The sequence below is a fragment of the Collimonas sp. PA-H2 genome (genome assembly GCF_002564105.1).
Lineage (GTDB): Bacteria > Pseudomonadota > Gammaproteobacteria > Burkholderiales > Burkholderiaceae_D > Collimonas.
Genome location: NZ_PDBX01000001.1, coordinates 3,449,720 through 3,472,019, shown reverse-complemented (window position 1 = coordinate 3,472,019; position 22,300 = coordinate 3,449,720). Strand labels below are relative to the sequence as shown.

At 57.4% G+C, this 22,300-nt stretch carries 21 protein-coding genes; 2 read left to right on the top strand and 19 right to left on the bottom strand.

What is annotated here, in order from left to right:
• Nucleotides 1-131: 131 nt before the first annotated feature.
• Entirely contained in the window at nt 132-698 is a 567-nt protein-coding gene (locus tag BCF11_RS15885) for a GNAT family N-acetyltransferase (RefSeq protein WP_098495592.1), read from the top strand.
• A gap of 76 nt (nt 699-774) precedes the next feature.
• Here the strand turns inward: BCF11_RS15885 and BCF11_RS15880 are convergent, their stop codons facing one another.
• From BCF11_RS15880 to BCF11_RS15865, 3 genes are all read right to left on the bottom strand, one after another.
• Nucleotides 775-1,353 (bottom strand): hypothetical protein, encoded by a 579-nt coding sequence (locus tag BCF11_RS15880; RefSeq protein WP_098495591.1) that lies wholly within the window; start codon nt 1,351-1,353, stop codon nt 775-777.
• Between the two features lie 202 nt (nt 1,354-1,555).
• Entirely contained in the window at nt 1,556-3,724 is a 2,169-nt protein-coding gene (locus tag BCF11_RS15875; RefSeq protein WP_143751339.1) for a hypothetical protein, read from the bottom strand.
• Between the two features lie 398 nt (nt 3,725-4,122).
• A complete protein-coding gene (locus BCF11_RS15865) occupies nt 4,123-4,575 on the bottom strand; it encodes an Lrp/AsnC family transcriptional regulator (protein WP_098495588.1) in 453 nt (150 codons plus the stop codon).
• Nucleotides 4,576-4,708: 133 nt separating this feature from the next.
• Here BCF11_RS15865 and BCF11_RS15860 point away from each other — a divergent pair, with 133 nt between their 5' ends.
• The gene (locus BCF11_RS15860) at nt 4,709-5,326 is read left to right on the top strand and encodes a LysE family translocator (RefSeq protein WP_098495587.1); all 618 of its coding nucleotides are present in this window, start codon (nt 4,709-4,711) and stop codon (nt 5,324-5,326) included.
• A gap of 289 nt (nt 5,327-5,615) precedes the next feature.
• Here the strand turns inward: BCF11_RS15860 and BCF11_RS15855 are convergent, their stop codons facing one another.
• The 16 genes from BCF11_RS15855 to BCF11_RS15780 all read right to left on the bottom strand — a co-directional run bounded on the left by BCF11_RS15855 (nt 5,616) and on the right by BCF11_RS15780 (nt 22,272).
• Complete coding sequence (locus tag BCF11_RS15855; RefSeq protein WP_098495586.1) at nt 5,616-6,308, bottom strand: DUF2968 domain-containing protein; 693 nt, start codon at nt 6,306-6,308, stop codon at nt 5,616-5,618.
• 235 nt (nt 6,309-6,543) lie between these two features.
• Nucleotides 6,544-7,911, bottom strand: a complete 1,368-nt coding sequence (locus BCF11_RS15850) for a sigma 54-interacting transcriptional regulator (protein ID WP_098497528.1) — start codon at nt 7,909-7,911, stop codon at nt 6,544-6,546.
• Between the two features lie 11 nt (nt 7,912-7,922).
• Nucleotides 7,923-8,264, bottom strand: coding sequence for a DUF4282 domain-containing protein (locus tag BCF11_RS15845; protein ID WP_098495585.1), 342 nt, complete (start codon nt 8,262-8,264; stop codon nt 7,923-7,925).
• 28 nt (nt 8,265-8,292) lie between these two features.
• The gene (locus tag BCF11_RS15840) at nt 8,293-9,915 is read right to left on the bottom strand and encodes a pilus assembly protein TadG-related protein (RefSeq protein ID WP_255407843.1); all 1,623 of its coding nucleotides are present in this window, start codon (nt 9,913-9,915) and stop codon (nt 8,293-8,295) included.
• A gap of 98 nt (nt 9,916-10,013) precedes the next feature.
• The gene (locus tag BCF11_RS15835) at nt 10,014-10,469 is read right to left on the bottom strand and encodes a DUF3613 domain-containing protein (protein WP_098495583.1); all 456 of its coding nucleotides are present in this window, start codon (nt 10,467-10,469) and stop codon (nt 10,014-10,016) included.
• Nucleotides 10,470-10,519: 50 nt separating this feature from the next.
• The gene (locus BCF11_RS15830; protein WP_098495582.1) at nt 10,520-11,422 is read right to left on the bottom strand and encodes a tetratricopeptide repeat protein; all 903 of its coding nucleotides are present in this window, start codon (nt 11,420-11,422) and stop codon (nt 10,520-10,522) included.
• Nucleotides 11,419-12,375 (bottom strand): type II secretion system F family protein, encoded by a 957-nt coding sequence (locus BCF11_RS15825; RefSeq protein ID WP_233212501.1) that lies wholly within the window; start codon nt 12,373-12,375, stop codon nt 11,419-11,421. Before BCF11_RS15825 ends, BCF11_RS15830 begins: the two co-directional genes overlap by 4 nt.
• Before the next feature lie 37 nt (nt 12,376-12,412).
• Nucleotides 12,413-13,342, bottom strand: a complete 930-nt coding sequence (locus tag BCF11_RS15820; RefSeq protein ID WP_098495580.1) for a type II secretion system F family protein — start codon at nt 13,340-13,342, stop codon at nt 12,413-12,415.
• A 2-nt stretch (nt 13,343-13,344) separates the two neighbouring features.
• Nucleotides 13,345-14,700 (bottom strand): CpaF family protein, encoded by a 1,356-nt coding sequence (locus tag BCF11_RS15815; protein ID WP_098495579.1) that lies wholly within the window; start codon nt 14,698-14,700, stop codon nt 13,345-13,347.
• 119 nt (nt 14,701-14,819) lie between these two features.
• On the bottom strand, nt 14,820-16,124 hold the full coding sequence (locus BCF11_RS15810) for a MinD/ParA family protein (RefSeq protein WP_098495578.1): 1,305 nt from the start codon (nt 16,122-16,124) through the stop codon (nt 14,820-14,822).
• 22 nt (nt 16,125-16,146) lie between these two features.
• Nucleotides 16,147-17,451: a type II and III secretion system protein family protein gene (locus tag BCF11_RS15805; RefSeq protein ID WP_098495577.1), complete on the bottom strand. Its 1,305-nt coding sequence runs from the start codon at nt 17,449-17,451 to the stop codon at nt 16,147-16,149.
• A gap of 33 nt (nt 17,452-17,484) precedes the next feature.
• Nucleotides 17,485-18,492 (bottom strand): Flp pilus assembly protein CpaB, encoded by a 1,008-nt coding sequence (gene cpaB / locus BCF11_RS15800; protein WP_098495576.1) that lies wholly within the window; start codon nt 18,490-18,492, stop codon nt 17,485-17,487.
• A 155-nt stretch (nt 18,493-18,647) separates the two neighbouring features.
• Nucleotides 18,648-19,139: a TadE/TadG family type IV pilus assembly protein gene (locus BCF11_RS15795; protein WP_098495575.1), complete on the bottom strand. Its 492-nt coding sequence runs from the start codon at nt 19,137-19,139 to the stop codon at nt 18,648-18,650.
• An 82-nt stretch (nt 19,140-19,221) separates the two neighbouring features.
• Nucleotides 19,222-19,764 (bottom strand): prepilin peptidase, encoded by a 543-nt coding sequence (locus tag BCF11_RS15790; RefSeq protein WP_098495574.1) that lies wholly within the window; start codon nt 19,762-19,764, stop codon nt 19,222-19,224.
• A 64-nt stretch (nt 19,765-19,828) separates the two neighbouring features.
• Entirely contained in the window at nt 19,829-20,005 is a 177-nt protein-coding gene (locus BCF11_RS15785) for a Flp family type IVb pilin (RefSeq protein WP_098495573.1), read from the bottom strand.
• A 548-nt stretch (nt 20,006-20,553) separates the two neighbouring features.
• Entirely contained in the window at nt 20,554-22,272 is a 1,719-nt protein-coding gene (locus BCF11_RS15780; protein WP_233212500.1) for a ShlB/FhaC/HecB family hemolysin secretion/activation protein, read from the bottom strand.
• Nucleotides 22,273-22,300 lie beyond the last annotated feature (28 nt).

Below are 22,300 nucleotides of genomic sequence, written 5' to 3'. Positions count from 1 at the left end.
ATGAAGCGCGCGCACGTATACTGGCGAAACAGGGAAACAAGCCGAGATGCCTATATTGATGACACTGTTTGTCGTGTTGTCTGGGCTATCGCCGAGGAGCCGTTACGCGATGAACCGGGAGACAGAACAAAATGGATATATTGCCGCTGGCGACAGAACGGCTTCTGCTAAGAAGCTTCAGCCGCGACGATCTGCCGGTGTTTACCAGCTATCGCAACCAGCCGGACGTGGCGCGTTATCAAAGCTGGGCCAGCTATTCTGCGGCGGATGCCGAAGCCTTCTTCGAACAGCAGCACAAGCTGGCGTTCAATTCCGACGACACATGGTTTCAGATTGCTGCCGAACGCAAGGAAGATGCGGCGCTGGCGGGCGACGTAGCGGTGCATTTCTTCGACGATGGATTGCAAGCCGAGATAGGCGTGACCTTCGATCCTCGCTATCAAAAGCAAGGCTACGCCATGGAAGCTCTTTCCAGAGTCATTGCTACCCTGTTCGACGATCTCAGGAAGCACCGCATCACCGCCACCGTGGATGCCTCCAACCTGCGCGTGCAGCGGTTGCTTGAAAAACTGGGATTCCGGCGCGAGGCGCACTTTCGGGAAAATATCTTTTTCAAGGGCGCCTGGTCCGACGAATATGGCTACGCCTTACTGGCGCGCGAATGGCGTCAGCCAAAGTCTCAGCTGCAATCGCCTTGACAAGCCACTGACAGAAATACAGCTTGCGGAAACGGAAGTCGTATTTTGTTGATTAAAGGTTTGCTGCACTGGCTGTTCAACATTCCACATCTGCGCGCAAGTACCAGTCGGCGCGCGGCTCACCTTCCTGAGCGATGCCCTTCATCACCGGCGGCTGGCGCACCGCAAGCAAGCCAAACTGCCAGCAATGCATGGCTGCATCCCGGAACTTGACGTCCTTGCCTGGCGTCACGGAGATTTCGATTTTCAAACCAGTGATCTTGACGCCCCCGGTAGTTCCTCGCAGACGAATGCCTGGCAGCAGTCCCCAGTTCAATCCACCGTTGGCCACCAGCGTCAGCCATGGCTCCTTGCCTCCCGCTGTACGCAACAGCAGCGACTGAACCGGACCGGCCGGGTGCGCGGTTTGCCTGAGCGTGACGTACTGCGCCCGCAGCTGTCCAGGCAGGGCGCTCGGCCAGGGCGAGATGGTCACCTGCCCTTGCGGGCCGAGGTCGAGCTTCAGCTGGCCGGCCGGATTCACCTCGACATGCTCCACCAGTATTTCCGCACTCTCCAGCGGCACGCCATCGAACCGCAGGCGATCGCTGGCCACGCTCTGGCAGGCGCAAGCCGCCAGAGCCGCGGCCGATAGCAGCAAACCGAAATGATGCATAGCGATCGTCCTTGTCATGCCACCTATTGAGAATTTCATAAAACAGGACAAACCAACATTCTGAAAATCGATATCGTAGGGTGGGCACTCCGTGCCCACGCTGTGCCGTGGAGATTCACGTCCCTAGGCATTCGTGCCCGCCATATCCGCGTGGGCACGGAGTGCCCACCCTACCGGTGATTTGTCATGACTTAAGGAAGCATCAATATTTCAGGCTGGTGAGTTCTTTCAGCAAATGCACGGATGGCGGCTGCTCCAGGGCGATCATGCCACGTTTCCTGAGCTCGCCCAGGCGCACGCCAGCCTTGGCTTCCAAGCCTGCCGTGGCGACTTGATGAGGGTTGGCTGCCAGGATCAGCTTGCTCCAGTCGTCATTGTCCTGCATCACGGTCTGGCCGTTGATATAGTCATAAGCGTAGCTCGCCGGATCCTGCACGCCGTTCAGGTTCCAGTCCAGATAGGCGCCATTCACACTGCCACGGCCAATGTTATCGGCTTCCAGCAAGTTGGCTTCGTCCAGGCTCTTGCCCGAACCGTTGGAATAATCAATCTTGAAAACCGCATTGCAGGGTCCTTCAGGAAGATCGCAGAGCCTGTAGGAGCCCGCCGTGGCATGGCCCGGGACCGGCGAATTGAAATCGTTGTTGAAGGTGTAGTAGTAGCGTTGCAGCGGACTGCTGCCGCTCGCATTGGCCGGCAGGCCGTTGAGCTGGTACATATAGTTCATGATGCTGAAGTAGTTCGGCTTGTAGTTCTGATCCTCGAAACCGCCGTGATGCAATCCCAGGGTATGGCCGAATTCATGCATGATGGTGCCGCCCTGGAAGTTGACCAGGATGGTTTGAAGCCTGGCGTTATTCGGCGTAAAGCCGGAGCCGCCCAGCGTCACCAGGAATTTGTTACCAGGCAGCTCGGCGATGCCGGACGAGCCGCCGGCGCCGCTGGCGAGCTGCGAGCTGGCCATCTGCATGAAGCGGTACACCGGCTTGCGGCGGACGTCGAACGATCCGCTCGAATACTTGTAGATGCTGGAACAGCCGTCATCGGGCGTGAAGTCGGAATTGGAAGTGGCGGTCGATGAAAGGATCTGCGTGCACTTCTCAAAAGCGACTTTATGGCTGACGTCTCCCGACAGATTAAAGCTGGCCGGGGAAACCGAGCTGCTGAACAGATTGCCGACATCGAAGTGAATCTTGACGTTATGCGTACTGAACGCGTCGACCACCATTTGCAGGGCATTCTTCTGCGGCGTCACCGCCGTGTCGGTGGCGCTGCTCATGTAGTTGACGTGAATGAAAATATCGCGCTGGCCCTTGCGCGCGCCGAGGCTGTATAAATCCATGCCGCCGAATGTCCCGCCCTGGACTTTGGCGGAATCCGGGATGCCGTCCTTGTCGCTGTCGATCGCATTGGCCGGCACATCATTCGGTCCGCCCGGCGTCGAAAACGCCACTCGGCTCCAGTCGCTCTTGCTGCCGCTGGCCGTGAAACTGCGGCTCAGCCGTACGATCGAACCGTCGTAGCTGTCCAGCGGATCGGGCGTGGCTACCGTCACGTAATTGGGCTTGGCGGGAAACGCCGCTACATTGTCGCCGCTCCATGCCGATGGGGTCTGCGGCGTTACCGCCGATGTGCCAAAGCGGATGAAATCTGCTGTCTTGTTGTCGCTCGCCGTCAGCAGTTCGACAAAACCTTCCGTGTCGCTCCAGTAAGGCAGATAGGTCTTGCTGCTGCCGTTGGCGACGGCAGTCTTGGAGACATAGGCTGACTTATCCGTATTCGCCAGGAACGGCATGAATTTTCCGGCGATGACGAAATAGCCGCCGGCGGGAATATCCACTTTCGGCAGATCGAAATTCATCGGCGTCGTACTGATATCTTGGGTGGCAATATTCCAGCCGGTGGCGCGCAGGCGATAGTCGCTCAGATGGATTGCTTGCGGTGAATTATTGAAAACCTCCACCCAGCTGACGCCATCCGTGCGGCGGTAGTTGGCCGCTACTTCACTGATATACAGGCCGGGTTTCGCGACGGCGGGAGCCACGGTAACTGCGGGTGTCGTAGCTGTCGGAGTTGTGCTTGCTGGAGTCGTAGCGATTGGCGTTGTAACTGCCGGGATCGTGGCTATCGGCGTTGCAGTTGCGGGGGTTGTAGTTGCCGGCGTCGTAGCTGGCTGTGCAGCGACCGTGCTTGAAGGCGTAATGGTCGCCGGCCTGGCTTGCGGCTGCTGTGCCGCAGCCGAAGAAACCGCGCCCTGCAGGCCCGAACCGCCGTCGCTGCAAGCAGCCAGCAGCGTGCCGGAAATGACGATCGCCAAATTCGATGCGGCTTTCTTTAGCCGCAGTGTTCGTAACGCATTCTTATCAAGCACAGGCGCCTCCAGGTAAAGGTAGTAAAACGCGTCGAACAACGCCTTGCCTGATGCGTCGTTTTCAACACGGTCTTACCTAGATGCCCGTCCAAACGAAAAAAGGGGCCATTTTTAATTAACTCTGGGGCGCGCTGCAACACCGGCGCCATCAAGCTGTGAATTTCTACAGTTGACGCGAGCGGCACGATGAATGTAAAGTAAACCTACCTCTTGAAAGGTAACAGTCGGAATGGGTTATGTCCAAAACAGGGCATAGCCCATTTCTTTTTTGGGGTCTTGCATATAAAACATCCCAGGCTTGCCGTGCATATGCTGCAGAATGGCTGCCAAGCGCCACCTCGCGCCATGCGCACCTTATTTCCACCCGCTCGCACCAGGGCGGCTGGCGAGATTTCATTTCACAATTCGGCAGGAAATTGGGCAATCGAACGCTGCTCGATCGGCGTCGACATGACAATCGAAGTCCGCGTTTCACCGTAATGGTTGATGCTGCCAACGAAACGCTCAAGATGACGGATATCCTTGGCGGCCACGCGCAGCAGAAACGAATCCTGCCCCGTCACATGCAGGCATTCGAGGACTTCCGGCATGGCCTGCAGCTGGGCGATCAGGCGTGCCTTGTCAGGCTGCGCGGTGGTGATGCCGATCACCGCCATGACACCGTAGCCGACTGCTTCCGCATTGACCACGGCGCGATAGCCGCTGACGATTCCTGCCTCCTCTAGCCGTTTGAGCCGCTCCGACGTGGCCGGCAGCGACAGGCCGCAATGGTCGGCGAGTGCTTTCAGCGAAATGCGGCCGTCGCGCTGGATCGCGGCCAGGATTTTCCAGCCTTTGGCGTCAATTTCCATAATTAAGGAGAGAGGTAGATTTGACGAGAATAATAAAGGCAATATAGCAGCTCCGCCTGATTTTGCTTATTCAGCGTCCATGACGATCTTGAGATAATTTGCCTTAGGGAGTATCTCTTGTAAAGGATCGAAAGTGGATGTTGCGTTATTTTTGAAGGCGGCCCTGATCGGCCTGTCGATTGCAGCCCCGGTAGGACCGGTCGGCTTGCTGTGCATCCAGCGCACCATCGCGCACGGACCCCGCATCGGTTTCGCCAGCGGATTGGGGGCGGCCACTGCGGACGCCACCTATGGCGCTATCGGCGCCTTTGGACTGGCCACGGTGACCAATTATTTCGTCACGCTGACGACACCGCTAGCACTTTTCGGCGCCTTGTTTCTCGGTTGGATGGGAATCAAGCTTCTGCGCGCCGCACCGCCTGCCGGCGCCGCCAGCGCCGCCAACGGCGTCTTCGCCGGCAAAGCATTCGTTTCAGTGTTCATACTGACCTTGGCCAACCCCATGACCATCCTCTCCTTCATCGCGGTATTCGCCGCCATCGCCGGTCCTGCGGCAAACGCGCCAAGCGCGGCCAGGATCATGGTGCTCGGGGTATTTTGCGGATCGGCATTCTGGTGGCTGCTGCTGGCCTGCGGCGTGGCCACGGTGCGTCACAAGATAGGACCAGGCACCATGACCCTGATCAACCGGATTGGCGGCTGCATCCTGCTCGGCTTTGCCGGATGGCAGCTGGTACGCATCGCCGGATGAGCCGCAGCGGGACACTTGGCATCGCCAATCGTTACGACGGCTTACCGCGGCTGTATCAGAATTGACGGCGTATGCCATTTCCCTTCCCTGTGTATACGGAGCCGCACATCTGTGACGGCTTCGGCCAAAGTATCGTGGGATCGGAGATAAGGCGCCGATTGCGGTCAAGCGCCGATAAATACAAGACATGCAACAGGCAAAAAAATCGGGATGCGTAAGCACGCATCCCGATTCGTTGGCAAGCCGGCGCCAGGAACAATCGCCTGGCGCGAAATTCAGCCATCACGTCTTACTTGTTGCTGGCCTTGTCGCTGCTGAAGCCGCTGTTGTCCATGATGGTCTGCTGCGATTCCAGCGTACGGATACGGTTTTGCAAAGCCCGCAATTCGCTGCGCGCGGCCTGCTGTTTGCTGCTCAGGACTTGCGTTTGCTGGCGTGCCTGTTCCTGCTGTACATTCACATTCTGCTCTTGCTGCTGCTGCACGACCAGATCGTTCTGCAGCGCGCTGAGGCGCGTTTCCTGGCTGGCGATCTGTTGCTCGGTGTATTGCTTCTCTGCTTCCAGCTGGATCCGGCGGATGTCTATCGCCGCCAGCTTTTCGGTCTGGCCAACGAAGCTCTTGTAGATCTGTTCAGCTTGGCTATCGGAGGTGGTCTTGACCACGCGCCAGAAATTTTTCTGCTGGAACAAGGCGACGTAATAAGTACGATTATCAGGCTTGAACAGCAAGCTGGAACCGTAATTACCGTTGTAGGTGGTACGCAATTCGCTCACGCCCTGACTTTGCATCAACTGCTGCAGTTCGGTGATGGTGCTGTTGCCGCTTGGCGCCGCTTTAACGCTGGCGGCCGGAGTAGGAGCAACAGTTGCCGGCGCCGGGCTGACGGTAGCAGAGGGTTGCGCCAGTGCGTTAAGCGACAAGCCGGCAAAGAACAATCCCAGTCCTAAACCGCGAACCGCATTGCGTACAGTTACTTTCATCCCCTGATTCCTTCGCTAACATTAAGTTTTATTGTCGACATGAGCATGCGCCATGCAGTCAATTTTATCTGCAATTTTATTGTTTCTGGGCATTGTTTTTACTTAAAACGCTATTGTTGCCTATTTTACCATCGGCATCGGGCAGATTGCCCTATGGACAAAGCTTAAAATAGCGTCAAAAAGAAGAAAATCCGGCGCCGGAGACGCCGTCACAGCCGGTCTGCCGCCCGCTCCCCTACTCAGCCTCGCCAATCGCCTCGGTATCGGCGATCTGGAACTTGCGCATTTTTTCCCACAGCACCTTGCGGCTGATGCCGAGCGCGTGCGCGGTGTCTTGGCGGCGCCAGCCGTTGGCGTCCAGCACCGACAGAATACGGCTGCGTTCCGCCATATCCCATTTTTTGCGGACCGCCGTCAGGTCATTGCCCTCCACCAGGCGCTCCATCGTGCCCAGCGTATCGAACACGCGGTCGATGCGGGCCCGGTCCCAGACGCCCAGCTGGCGATAGATGATGCCGACCCGCTCGGCGACATTGCGCAACTCGCGTACATTGCCGGCGAATTTTGCAGCAGCGACCAGTTCCAGCAGCCATTCAGGCGGCGGCGGGATGTCGTCATAGGTCTGCGCCAGCAAGCTGCTGAAAATCGCGATCTTGTCGGCGCTGCCACGCTCTTCCAGATTCGGCACGCGCAGCTCGATCACCGCAAGCCGGTAGTACAGGTCGGCGCGGAACATGTCCTGCTGCACCTGCTCGCGCAGGTTGCGGTTGGTCGCCGCCACCAGCCGGAAATCCAGCTTGACCTCGGTTTGCGAGCCCAGCCGGGTCACGGTGCTCTGCTCCAGCACGCGCAGCAGCTTGACCTGCTGATACAGGGGCAGGTCGCCGATTTCATCGAGGAACAGAGTGCCGCCGTCGGCTTGCTCAAAATAGCCTTTGTGGGCCAGCAAGGCGCCGGTAAACGCGCCTTTGGCATGGCCGAAAAACAGCGACTCGAACAAGCCGTCCGGGATAGCCCCGCAGTTGACCGCGACAAACGGCCCATGCCGGTAGCGGCCATGGCGCTGGTGCAGCAGCTGAGCGATGCGCTCCTTGCCGACGCCGGTCTCGCCCATGATCAGCACGCTCGATTCGCAATCGGCAAACGCTTCAGCTTCCGCTACCAGTGTCTTCATCGATTCCGATTGCGCAATCAGCGGCTGCGGCATGCGGTCGGCGCTGGCGCTGGCATGCAGCTCGGAAGCCAGGCGGAACACCAGCTTGCGCAATTCGGCGCAGGTAAAATCCAGCATCAGGATATGCGAATACTCGACTGGATAGACGCGCGGATTGGCAGTCCGGCCCACCTCCGCCACCCAGATCACCGGCATGCCATGCGATTTCTGCCAGGCGTCGGCGGAAAACTCGGAGTGTTCGATCACGGTCACCGAAATCACCGCGATCGACGGCCGCGAAGACACCTGGTCGCGCGTTACCGGCTGGCCGTCGGCGCGGATCACCTCGATATCGAAACTCGCCAGGCACAGCGAGATGCGGTCGGCAATATCCGAATTGCCTTCCCATATGTAGATATCGAGACTTTCTTGCAAAGGCTTGTTTTGCATGGTCATATCTTTCAGTCATCGTCGCGCAGTGCCGGCTGGATCGCTGCCGGCGTTTGTGTCTGGCGCGCCATCAGGTCGCGGATTTCAACCAGTCGTTCATAAATATTGAATGCCAGGATCCAGAGTTCGCTGACCAGGCGCCAGATCAGCAAGACCAATAGCGTACCTCCAAGTGCTATCAGGGCATGGACAACACTCCCATAAGAGCCACCATTATTGATACAGCTCAGTACGCCTGCGACCACGATCACAGGTATCCCCAGCCAGTAGATCATTTTGATCAGATACGGAGCGATAAGATGATCAAAGTCCAGCAAGGCGGTCAGTTTGGTATAATTTTTTTTCGTTATCACTGCATTCCCATCATTTGATATCCCATTCTTAATAAACCAGTTTTATATTGCCGCAACCGACTGAAGACACTTTCAGCGTGCTTTGCCCAACGCCAATCCCCAACAGCGATAGCGCCGAATCAAGAACACCCCCGACAGCAGACAAAATTGGATTCAGCAGCCCTCCCAGGGCGCTTAGGACAGGATTCAGCAAGCTCAGGAGTCCTCCGAAAACAAAGTTTTTTGACGTGATAATGTTCCCTAATATGCTGCTCAAGGAAGAACCTACGGTCACGCTATTTGGAAACGGCCCGTTCATGGTCAGCGTTGTGGCGGGATTCGTCAGCGACGCGTTGATCCCGAGGCTCACCGTAGGAATTCCAAGAACACTAATGACATTTACTTGATTCGCTGGGTTTGACACGTCGGGGCAGAAAAGTGGGGTCCCGTTATCAGTCTGCCCATTTGCCAAACAAACCTCAGCCAGACCTGGCTGTATAGAAAATGTCGCGCTTTGTGGCGCATTACATTGCAAGCTGTTCAGTGTGGCTTTGCCAGGAGCAAGATCAATGTATAGCGGAAGGCTCAGCAACCCAGGTATATTGGCGTTGAGGCTCAGCCGCAACTGGGCCGAAGTTGCTGTCGCACCTACACCGACGGCAATCTGCGGCGGTTCAATCAATTTCAATCTCAGCCCGCCAACCCCAGGTATTGCTATGGCAGTGTCAATAAAATTATTCTTGTTCGCGACCTGCAAGGTCCCGACGTTCAACAAATCCAGCACGTTAATTTGCGTATTCAGCGCAGCAACGCCATTCGCTGCATTCAGATTCAAAATATCGCCGATTTTTAAAATAGTCCCCCCCAATGCTCCGCTTGTCAGCTTCGCCAGGTCAGCGACATTTATGCTTGCCACCTGCGCCGGAGATAATGCGTTAACGCTTGCATTGACTAGTTGCGCCAAGGATATTTGAGTATTGGCGACTTGAGTGACGGTGCCTACACTAATATTTAAATTAGCAAGCACTTGCAGCAATGAGACCTGTGCCCCAGCCAAGCCGTTATACGTAACGAGCGACAAACAAACATTACTTCCTAGTAGGCCATTGACCAAAAGTGCCGATAACGAACCACTAGCACTACATAGGGAAAGTAATCCTGTCCCAAGAGAAAATGCCGCTGTCGGGCTACTCTCCGTCGCAATTGCATGCGCAAATATCAGTTGCGATCCCAAGCCATAAAATGTCGACACAGTCTGTGAAACATTGACCTGCACTGCGTTCAGGCTGGTTCCCGTGGCGGGCGCGGCAAAATAACTTGGCGCCATCGTTGCATTGGCAACCGGATCCCATAAGCCGCAGGTTACCGTAATCGCATTCAACATTGAATTCGGCGCAGCAGTCGAAAAGCCGTTCGACTGCGCATTGCCAATCGCCGCCAGCACTGCTTTATCGGTCGCCAGGCAAGAAGTCGGAAGAGGACTGCCAGTCGGGTTCGTGGGTGGCGTACTGCTCAGTTGCTGAGCACCGGCCAGCGCCGCCAGATCCGCGGTCTTTTGCAAATTCCGTTTCATATAAAACACGTAACCGATGTCAATCGACGACAGCAGGATTATTGCAATCGACAAAAAAATAGCTGCCATGATGGCCACCGAACCGTGCTGCAAGCACATCCTGTCCCACCGCGGACGCGGGGAAATCGGTAGCGCTGCAGTGTCGCTCAACGGTGAATGCATGATGGATCCGCGCCAGTTAGGTGTAGCTGTCCGTATTAATTTGACGAACTCTTCGATACCGTATTTTCAAAATGGTCTGGCAACGGATGCTTGAAACTATCCAGATAGCGCTGCCAGCTGGCGTCGGCGGTTGCACCCAGTATGGGCAAACGAGGACCGGCGACACGGCCGTCGGCTTGCGCCTGCAATAAAGTGCGCGTGACATCGCCGACACGTATCCTTGACTCGCGCTCCACGGGCGCTTGATGGGCCGGTGGCTGCGCCGCAGCCTGGGTATTCGCTGCCGCCACTTGAGCGGCTGCCGATGTGCCGGCGCCAGCAGGCGTCGCCGACGACGCGGATGGGTTCGGCGTCACAGCCACAGGCTCTTGCAGCAACTTGCCGGTAAGCGGTGTCATGCTCTGCGCAGACGCCTCGGAAATGCTACTTGCCATCAGCAGCAATGCGCCAATAAGCAAGGTATGCTGCCGGAAAATTGCTCGCACTTCCATGATCTGCCTCGTCAACGATGATTAAACTGCAGGGAAAAACTGTCTTGCGCCTAGCCGCCATTGCCGAACCGGTCAAGCATCGACTGGAATGGCGTCGCCGGCAGCGACACCTGACTTTTGTTTTTGCCGGTGGGGCCGACTGCGCTATTCATTCCCGGCTTAGCTGCCTCGCCGGCTTGTAGCGCAACTACCGCTGGCTGCCGCTGGCCGATTTCCGCAGCCAGGCTATACACCTTGGCCCGAATGTCTGCCGACAAGGCGCCCTTGTCCATGACAGCACGCGCTTTCTCTGGATCTCCCGAGACCAGCAGGAACAGCGCCAGGTTGCCTATCATCTTGCGATTGTCCGGCGCCAGTTCCGCCGCCTGCGCCAAGGGCACCCGAGCGCCGTCGATATCGCCGCTGCGCAGCAAGGCGTAGCCAAGATCGCCCAGCATCACAGGGTTGGTCGGCTCGCGCTTCGCTGCTTCCCGCATTGCGGTGACGGCAGCCGGATAATCCCCGCTTTGGGCCGCCAGCAAACCCAGGCCGTGCCAGGCCGCAGCCGCCTCCGCGGATCCCAGCAGCTTGCGGTAGCTTGCATCCGCGGCTGCAGTCTGCCGGGTTTCACGCAATGCATCGGCGCGCAGGCGCTGCACCTCGGGGCTGCTGCCATTTTGCTGTTCATAGGCATCGATATGGGCCAGCGACGCAAAGTACATACCCTGCTCCTGCATTTGCCGGATCAAACCCAGGTACATGCCTTTGTTGTCAGGCGTCGGCGCCTTTTCCTCGGCTTGCTGGCGCAACTGCGCCGCTTCGTTTTGCTGCGCATAGACCTTTGCCGAATTGCTGGCGCAACCGGCCAACAGGATCGAAGCAAGGATCAACGCCAGCGGGAAAAGCTTGCCCAGGCGCCCATCTTGCCTTTGTCTATTTTCGCCGGCGTCGGATCGCATCTCAAAAACACTCATGTCCCAGCTCCCATTCTTGACAAGGCGCGAATCACCGCCAGGAAACCCACGCCGCCGGTAATCACCAGCAGGCCAGGCAGCAAAGTCAGCACCATCACCCCTGTCATCTTCACCGTCAATTTCCCTATCTTTTCCCGCATGTCCAATTTTCGCTGCTCGCGAATCCGTTCGCTGAACTGCTTGAGCGGTTCCTGCACCGCGCCGCCGTGATGTTCGACCTGCACCAGCAGGCGTGAAACGGCATGCAAATCCTCGTTATCGAACACCGTGGAAAATCGCTTCATCGATTGCTCCCGGCTGCGTCCGGTGCTGTATTGGCGGCCGGCTATGGCCAGCTCTTCGCCCAGCACCTGCAAGACGCTTCTGAATTCGTTTTCAATCACATGCAGACTCTGATCGACCGACAAGCCGACACCTTGCAGCAAACGCAGCAAATCGATCAGCAACGGCAGTTCCTCAGCGGCCTGGAGTTGGCGCTTGCGAGCCGTCCTCTGCATCACCCATTTAGGCAGCATATAGCCCAAGGCGATGCCACAAAACAGTATCCCCGACAGCCGCAGCATTCCTCCCCGGTCGAAAAGCAGTACGCCGAGCAAGGGCAAACTGATCGCCAGCGCCACGCGCGCCGCAAAAAACAGGGACTTCCCGCGGACATCATTGACATTGCACTGATCCAGCAAATGGCGGTCTTCCTCAGCCACCAGTTGCCGCCCTATCGGCGTGTCCAGCCAGTTGGCGCTGACCGCAACCAGGCGGTCGCGCCAGGTCGGCGGCGCGGCTCGGACATTTGATGCAGCAGCCGGCCGCTCATGCGACGCAATTTTCTCATCGACCGTATCCTGGTTCCGTTGCAAGCGCCACGCCCTCGCCAGCAGCGCTACGCCAACCAGCAGCAAGGCGGACGCGAGCAATATAACCGCCAGGATAATCAACATGTGTTGAGTGGTATTCACTGTATCTCTGCCTCAGTCGCATCCGCCAATTGTTCCGCTACACCGTTTTAGCCAGCCGATACAAGCTATAGCCGCCGCCTATTTCAAGCATGACCGCACCGATCAGCATTTTTTTTCCAACAGGATCGCTCCACATGCCCACAAACATATTGTTATTGAAAATAATCAGAAAAATGCCGATCGCTATTGGCAAGATCCCCATGATCCATGCCGACAGGCGAATTTCGGCAGACAACGAAACCAACTCGTTCTGTGCATGCTCCAGGTCTCGCATGAAAGCGGCCATGCGCTCCAGAACCTGATCGGAGCGGCCGCCAAAGCGCGCAGAAACACCGATTACCGCTCCCACCAGGTCCAGCTCCTTGAAGCGATAAATCGCCGCCTGCTGACGCAACGCGTGTTCCAGCTCGACGCCGGCTTGCACCTGCCGATTGGCTCGATCCAGGATTACCCGCAACGGTCCTTCCGTGCTGAGTATGCCGGTTTGAAAAGCGGCGCCAATACTGTTGCCTATCGTGACCAGGCGCACCAGGGTATCCAGAAATCCCGGTAACTGCCGCAGCATGACGCGTTGCAGCTTCGAGGTCTTCAGCCAAAAATAGAAAACCACCAGCATGGCGTACAGCAGCAGCGTCCCCAGCGCCGACATCCAGCCGCCCAATATCAACGCCAGCACGGTCAGAGCGATGCCAGGCACGACTAACTGGATGTAGAGTTTGCCGCTGGGGTGCTGGATTCCCGCGCGCAGGAAGAAATTGCGCATGGCTTCTATCGGCAGCTGCAGCTGCGGCGCGGCTTCGTCTTGCTTGTGCTCCGGCTGCTGGACCTGCTGCATGCCCAGAATCTGCCGATTCACGAACGCGGCGCTGACATCCTGCTGGCTGCGTTGCTGCGCACGCTGCCACAGCCATAGCCCGCTGCCAGTCAGCAGCAGGGCGGCAGCAAGCAGCCAGAGCACGATATGCATGGCTAGCGCCTCCCTGTAGGGCCGCCGCTGCTATTGCCGGGGCCGCCGGTATTCGGACTACCGCTACTTTGCTGCCCGAGCTGGCGTTGCCGCTGCAGCTTGGGCGCGTGCGGGAAGATTCCCAGCGATACCCAGCGATCGGCTTCTTCGCCATCCGGACCGATAAAGCTCTCGTGCCGATACAGTTCTTGCAGGGTGATGATGTTGTCGCCCATGCCGGTCACTTCGGTAATCGAGACGATGCGGCGGCGGCCGTTGGAGAGCCGGCCGATTTGCACGATGAAATCAAGCGCGCCGGCAATCTGCCGCCTGAGGCTGCTTTCGCTCCCTTGAAAGCCGGCAAAGCCGGCCAACATCTCAATCCGGTACAGGCACTCGCGTGGCGTGTTGGCGTGAATCGTGCCCATCGAACCGTCGTGGCCGGTATTCATCGCCTGCAGCATTTCCAGCACTTCGGCGCCGCGCACTTCGCCCACGATGATCCTGTCAGGACGCATGCGCAGGCTGTTGCGGATCAAATCGCGGATGCTGACCGCTCCGGCGCCTTCAAAACCGCCAAGACGCGACTCCAGTCGCACCACATGCGGATGGTTGAGCGACAGTTCGGCGGTATCCTCGACCGTCACGACACGTTCTTTTTCCGGAATAAAAAAAGCCAGTGCGTTAAGCAGAGAGGTTTTTCCTGAGCTGGTACCGCCCGACACCAGGATATTGCAGCGGGCCTTGACGGCGTTATCCAGCAGCGTATAGATCTCGTCATTCATGGTGCCGAGATTGAGCAGATCGGTAGGCTTCAGCGGCTCCTTGCGGAATTTGCGGATCGACACCATCGGACCGTCCACCGACAGTGGTTCGATCACCACGTTCAGGCGACCGCCGTCCGGCAGGCGCGCATCAACCATCGGATTCGATTCATCCAGGCGGCGACCCAGCGGCGCCAGGATCCGCCTGACGATGCGCAGCAAGTGCGCATTATCGGTAAAACGCAAGGTTTCGCGCTGCAAGATGCCGTGGCGCGATACAAACACGTCGTTGTAGCCGTTGATCAGGATATCTTCGACCGTCATATCCGCCAGCAAGTCTTCCAGTGGCCCCAATCCCGCCAATTCCTTGGTCAGGGCATCGGCGATCTGCCGCACTTCCGATTCATTCAGAGGGATGCGCTGCAGGCGCACGAAGCCGTCGACATCCAGATTGACGAATTGCTGGATCGCGCTGCGCGACCAGCGGCCGAACTCCGCTCCCAGTTCCTCGATCCGCGTCAGCAGATGATCGTAAGCCGCCGTCTTGATATCCTGGAATTCCTGGGTATTCGAGAAGGTCTGGTCGTCGTCCGCAAATTCAATCTGGTTACTCACGTTTATATCTCCCGTCTTTCATCAGGGGCCGCTGCTTCCCTATCCTGTTGCCTTAACAGGTTTTCAAACAGCGGCGCAGATCGGTCTAAATCACGCTTGAATCAATTCAAATTACTTGTCTATTTCCGCAAAAGGATTTTCGGCAGCCAGCGCCCGACTCCCAGCTTGTGCGGCACGGTCTCGGCATGGTTAAGCAGGCCGTCTATCAAGCCGTCAACCGCGCGCACATAAGAATCGTGAGGGGCGACTTCATGCAACAGCTTGCCGCGATTGGCGCTGGCGGTCAGCTTCAGCGTGCGCTCCGGTAAAGTGGCTAGCAAGGGCAGCTTGAAGCGTTCCGCAATCTGGCTGGCGCCCATGCCGAAGCGGTCGTCGTAGCGGTTCACCACCAGATGCCGCTTGCCGTCATCGGGATGGCGGCCATTCAACTCTTGCAAGGTGCCGGCCAGCGACACCAGCGCGCCGACGCTCTGATCGGTCACCAGCCAGACCTGATCGGCGGCGCCGGTCAGGTTGGCGATGAATTCGTGGTTGGTGAAACCGCCCAGGTCGGCGATCAGCACATCGAAATACAGGCGCAGGCGATCCAGCAAGGCCAACGCATCGTGATGCGATACGGTGCGCATCTCACTCAGGCTATGCGGTAGTGAAATCACGGTAACGCCGCCGGGACTGCGCGGCAGTGCGGTATGCACCAGCGTCTCGTCAAAGCGCCGCAGATTGCGTACGGCTTCGGCAAAATCGAAATTACCGTTGGCGCTCAGGTACAGCTTGCCGTCGCCGGCAGGCAAGCCGAGATCAAGCAGCGCCACCCGGCTATCGGCGGCGGCCCGCTTACCGCCATGAATGCCATTGCGTTGCTGGATCATGTCCGCCAGGTGCGCCGCCAAGGTGCTGGTGCCTATACCGGATCGAACGCCGAGCAAAGTCACCAGCTGGCCGCGCTTGACCGGCGCCGGATTGCGAGCTGCCGCCTTTGCCAGCACGCGCTGCACCACTTCCCGGGCTTCGTCCTCGGAAGCGCTGACGTCAATGAAATCGCTGACGCCGGCGCGCAATGCCGCCACCGTACCTTCAGGAAAAGCCATGGAACCGACAGCAACCAGCGGCAAGGCCGGAAGTGTCTTGTTCAACGCCCGCGCCAGTTCAATCGCGTGCGCAATGCCGCCCAGCGAATCGAGCGAAAGCACTCCGGCATGTTCGTGCACATGCTCAACGCCGGAAAAATCCAGCAGGACCAGCAAAGGATTGAGCTCGGCTATACGCGACAACAACTCAGCCACATCGGCCTTTTCCTGCAGCAAGGTGCCCCATTTCCCAAGGGCTCCACTTAACCATTCCGCCTGCGCGCTGTTGCGCGAGCAGAAGACAAAACGGCTCAGCGACGTCAGTTCATTCAATGCTTTGTTACGAGCGTTCATCATGTAGTCCAAAAATGGCTGTCGTCTATTTCGAAAACCCCGGCAACTCGTCTCGGCTCGCTCCCCCTAGTAAATAGCTTCCCCATGCGGTCCCGGCCGTATTGCGGCGTTCGTTTTCGCCCGGCAACGGCAGCGGTACATTTTTTGCAATAGGCTGAACCACGTGCGGCGTGACGATGATCACCAGCTCCTTGTCGGCCTGGGAGTAGCTCATGTTGCGAAAGAAACTGCCGATAATCGGCAAGTCTCCCAGCAGCGGTATCTTGTTGACGTTGGACTGAGTGGTGCGCGACACCAGGCCGCCAATAATGAAACTTTCGCCATCGCCCAGCTCGACAGTAGTATCTGCGCGTCGCGTGGTAATGGCAGGCACCGATATGCCGTCGGCCGTGACTGCCTTGCTGTAATCGACGTCGCTGGCTTCCGGTGCGACTTTCAAGGCGATCCTGCCCTTTTCCAGTATGGTCGGAGACACGGTCAGGCCGATGCCGAAAGGCTTGTAGACAATGGTGGTGGTGCCGAGCCCCCCGGACTGTGGAATCGGCAATTCCCCACCCGCCAGGAAACTCGCGCTCTGGCCGGACAGTGCAGTCAACGATGGCTCGGCCAGCACGCGCGCCATGCCGTTGCCTTCGATCAGGCGCAGATTGTTGGTCAGACTATAGCTGCCGCGGCTAAACGAGGTGAGCAGGCTGAATGCCGACGATGCCGTCGACAATCCGCCGTTTTTGGCGAGATTGCTGCTCAGGTTGAAACTGAAATTTCCGCGATTAACCAGGAGCCCGAAGTCAAAACCGATTTCCTTCAATACAGTCTTGCTGAATTCGACAATCTTGACATCGATCTGCACCACATTGCCGCTGTCGATGGTGGAAATATCCAACACCTTGCCTTTTCCTGCAGCATCTGCAGCGACAGCGCTGCTATTGGCATGCGCCAGCAACGACGGCGCCTGGCCACTGATTACGCCCGCAGCACCTCGCACCTGGACATCGGCGCCGGGCTGGCCTGCCAGCGCTGCCTGCAGGTCGCCCTGCACCAGCACTCTCCAGGTCTTGGGGGGCAATCCTTTGGCCCACGCAGTCACAGTAGTGCTGCCTGCTCTTTTTCCTATCAGGATCACGCTGCCGTTCCTGCCGCCGGAACCTCGCACCATCATCACGTCAGCCACTTCTGGATCGGCAACGGCGATGCGCTCCAGCGTGCCGGCAAGCGGCAGGCTTTGCTGTTCATGCATGCCCAGCGAAATATCCGTAGCAGCGCTCATCGCCATGACCGGCACGGCAGTCGCACTCAGGAACAACGATAGCAGTAAGTCGTGAATTTTCATGAATTGCAGCTCATCCAGTTATTGACACATCAATCAGAAAGCCACCGATTCCCGCTGGGTGCCGCGGATCACCTCAACTGTGCCGGCGCCGCGCGCTGGCTCTCCACCCGGCTGCCTGGCCGCCGCGACATTATTTGCCGGTGGCTTGCGGCTTGGCGATTTCGCATCGCCGGCCAATCCGTTCATCTCCATCCCGGCAAAAGCCAGATTGTCAGGCTGCTTCAGCGCTTCCTGCTGATCGCGCGTCAGGTCTCTTTTCCCCGCCAGCACGGCAGGAGGTTGCGGGAACAAGGCCACATCGGAAATTGTTTCATCGCTGGGATTGCGCAAGGCCAGTGTCAGCTTGCCATTCTGGTTCGCCAGCAACAGCCGGTTGACATCCGCAACCGGGGTCGCCAGCACCGCGGTATGCGCAGCTTGCTGCGTCTGCTGCTGGGCGGGCGCAGCCTGTGCTGCCTGAGGCGCCTGCTGGGCCGGCGCCGCTCCCGCGCTGCCGCCGCCTGTAGCTGTGCCAATCACGGCGGCGCCGTAAGACAGTACATGCACACGTGACAGCAACAGGCGCGACTGCGTCGAAGCTATGTCTTGCGCCTGCTTGAGGCTAAAAAAAACATCTACGTAGTCGCCTGCCTGAACCCGGTTTCCAGCCCCGACGATTTCATCTACAGGAATCGCCACCGCCCGCTCGCCATCCGCCAGTTTTATAGACAGGCCGCTCGCCAGGCCGCTCTCCGTGATGGGCGTGCCGATTCCGATGTCGATCAGCGGCACCTTGCCGACAACTGAACTGGCCTGGTCGTATGCACCGGCCGGATTAATCGGCAAGCTCACCAGGCTGATGTCGTTAGTGGTAATTGCCTTGCCGGCTTCCAGTCCGCGCGCGGCGACTATCACCTCGTACTGTTTCGATGACTTGGCGGCTACCGCCGGCGCAGCGGCAATCGTCGGCGGCGGCCGGCTGCCCAGCCACCACGCCACAAACGCCAGCCCGAGCGCCGCCACAACCAATATCGCTGCAACAATTTTTGTCAGGTTATTCATAGCGTGTACTCGATGCCTATCCGAACGAAGAGATTGTTCAAAGTGGTTTCCATCTCAAATCACGTCGACCGAGCTCAAGTCATTGGCGCACTGAATCGTCACCGGCAAAAACGACGGTGTCCTCAACAGGTTTCAGACTTGCTCACTGGTCCTATTCAATCAATCTGCACCGTCGCCGAACTAGCCAGCGTGGTGGGCACGGCAACGCTCATCATGCTTCCTAGCAGTAGCGGCACCAGGGGCTTGCTGCCATATGGATACGAGACATTGACGGTGATGCAACGAGCTGTGCTGCCGACAGGGAGTGTGCAGGTGGCAGGACCAACCGTGCTGCACGTGGCAATTGACACACCGCCGGTGCCGCTTCCCAGCCAACTAACCAGCTGGGTGGCAGTGCTGCAGGCGTTGGTGAGGCGAAGGCTATCGGTCGTCGCATATCGCAACGCGGCGCGAGCGCCTTCTTCCGCAGCCAATGCAAGAGATTGCTGAGCGAGGAAAATCAAGACATAAGTAATGATTCCATACAGCAGTATAAAAAATGCCGGAAACACCAAGGCAAACTCTATGGCCGCAATCCCGCGCTGTGTGAAGTTTCTGGCTCCTCTATCCTTATCCGGATGAGGCGCATATTTATATTTTTCAGACATCCCAGCTCCCGATCTTCACAACCGAAACGATCAGTGCATTACCGACCCGCGCCGTACCGACATGCATGATGCAAACAAGAACTTAGGTAAAACCTGGCATCGCACCGGCGCCGTGGCCTCCCACCCAGGCCCCGGCCAGCGCCAGGTATGCCGCATAAGGAATTCCAACGCGATTGCCGCGCTTTTCCAGTATTCGCTGATACCACGAACAGCGCGCTGCGTGCGTCGTCACCAGTTGCAGACCCGGAACAATGCCCGATCGCGACACATAGAGAATTGCAGCATGTACGACTGCTATCAGCGAAGCAATCAGGAATACCGGCAATAACGCAGTTGGTCCTAGCAGCAAGCCAAGCACGGCAAAAAACTTGACATCGCCTGCTGCCATCGCTCGTAACACATACAGTGGTAAGAAAAATGCCAGCCCGATGGCAAATCCGGCTGTCGCATTCCACCAGCTACTTCCGTTTACCCCTTTACCTTGCAGCAGCAGACATCCCAGCTGCAAAGCTATCGCGATCAGCAGAACTTTGTTGGGTACGCGCCGGAACAAATAGTCATACAGGAATATCACAGCACAAAATGCCAGAAGTAACGACCACAGGAAATAATCGATATCCGGCATTTCTGTTCCATTCAACTAGTCGTTGAAAACAAATGGACAACACCAGTTTCGCCTGATGCGCCGCTTAGGTGCCAACGTTTTTCAGTCGGGTAGCGATACCATTGAACAAACCTGATAGGTCAGTGCCTATCAAACCAACTGCGGTCACGATGGCAATCGCCACCAGGCCGGCAATCAGGCCATATTCAATAGCAGTAACACCATCTTCATCGCGAAGAAATTTCATTAATTTGACGTTCATTGTGATCTCCCAAGGAAACACTCATCGCATTAAAGAAGTAGCCTGCGGCATTGCCATCGGCAGAAAAATAGACTCGCGTTCTACCCTGAATTACCGCGCCTGATTTCGGACTACGCGGTATCAGCATAGCCCCGATTAAAAATTACCTCAAGATAAATTTTTCCCTTAAGAAACATATTAATAGAGTAATGTCTCTAGTAAGATTTTCATAGGTAAAACGCGATTTTGTTTTGAAATATTGTTTTACATTATGAAAAAAATGCTTACATCTATACAAGTAAGATTTTCCAATAAGAAACTCTGAAAACAACTATCAACGTGTATTTTCCATAGTTTTATTTGAGATAAAAATGCGGTCGACTTCCCACGCTTCAATCCATTGAAAGGGGCGCCAAAAACGCTCGGGGGCCGCAATTTTGCTGGTGTCTGCGTAACAGTCGCTGGACATTCATGCACACGGAAAGGGAGTCATTCAATGGCTCATGGCAACTAAAAATCCGTATCAGTAGGCACTGATCAAGGGGCGGTCATGCCCCATGTGTCGGCCTTTAATCCATCTGATACGAATAAGCCGCATTTACACGCGGCGACCGTGAACTGGAGTTGACAGGAATATCGGCCACCGGCTTGGCTATCGACAGGTCCAGAGTGTAGTAATGGCCATCTGAAAAGCGTACCCCCAGCGCAACAGAGCCCAAAGTGTCATGACTCAAAGGACCCGCATTGGAATACACTCGAGAATGGTCCACCAGAAAGTATGGTTGCACCGTTTTCAGATAGGTGTAGCCTATGGGAAACAGGCGGTTGATTTCCGCCGATACGCCCCAGCCTTTATCGCCGGCCAGCTCACCCGCCGGATAAGCCAGGCCGAATAATTTGCCGCCGAAACCTATCTGCTCCGATGTCGGCAGGATGTTGCTGCTGTATTGGGTGCCGGCGGCTACCGCGACACCGAAACCGCCGGGCAGCTGGTTTGACTGTGCAGCCTGTAGGGTGACTTTGGTAAAGCCCAGGTCGACATTGCTCTTCTCACTTCTAGTGCCAAGCGAGCTTAAGGCCTTATAGACGCCGACATTCAACTGGCGCGTCTGCTGTAACTTGTCCGGTCCTGTCTTCACGTCGGTCCACGCTGCTTCCGCGCTCAACACCCGCACCTGCGAACTCAGTTCCAAGGTCATCGGCGTCGCCGGCACCGAACGGGTAAACACCTGGCTGTTTTCGGCCGAGTAAGCGCCGCCGGTAACGGTCAGACTATGCGTGTTATCCAGGATCACCGGATAGCTGAGGGACGCGCCAACGCGCGCGGTCTTGGTTTGGTATTGGCTCAGGTAATCGACTGAGGTCAAGGCGGCATTTTGCGGCTGTGCGCGATAATCGGACCAGTTCACCCTGGCCAGCAAGCCGTCAGTGCCGATCGGCTGGACATAATTCAACGCATAGTATTTCTCATGCTGTTCGCCGCTCGGCTGCAGTGTGCTCACTGTCACTTGCTCGCCCAGCGGCGTCAGGCCGTTGCTGCTGGCGGTCAGCAGGCCGCGTATTCCGGGTTGCCGGTAATCGGCGCCGACCCCCACGGTTACCGGATTCCGCTTCACCGTCAGTACCATGTCGGCAGCGCCGTCGGTGGTGGTCGGCGGCGCCACGTTGGCGACAATCTTGACCCCTGGCTGCAGACTGAGAATGCCGGCAACGCGCTCGAAAGTGGCGCGCCGCAAGGGCCGGTCCTGCTGCAACTGCTCGGCGATCAGTTTCAGGCGCTCTTCGCTGCCGCCCGGATTGCCTTCGACCTTGACGTTGCTGACGTAGCCTTCCACCACCGTGACCACGACCACATTATTTTCGAAAGTCTGGGCCGGGATGAAGGCAAAGGAAAGCGGATAGCCGCGGTCCTGATACATCTGCGTGACCTTGTTGGCAGCCGCCAGCAATTCCGCCACGGTGGTGTCGCGATTGGCCATTGGCGCGAACAGCGCTGCGATTTCTTCGAACGGCAAGGTCTTGATCCCGGCGATCTGGAAACGCGCTGGCGTCAGATGACTTGCCAGCAATTTCTGCATGGCCGGATCAACCGGCTGGGTCTGCACATTGATGGTCACTGTCGGGCTGGGCGGCGCTTCGGCCTTGGGCAAGGTGTCGGTCGGATTCCCTTGCAGCGGACTGCGCGAGTCGGCGTGTACAGGCAAAGCAGTGATCGTCATCAGCCAATAGGCGCTGCCGGTCAAGATCAGTCCGGCGCGGCGGGTGCACTTCGATTTAAATAGTTGCATGCGGCTACGGCTCTCGTTCGTTATCGAA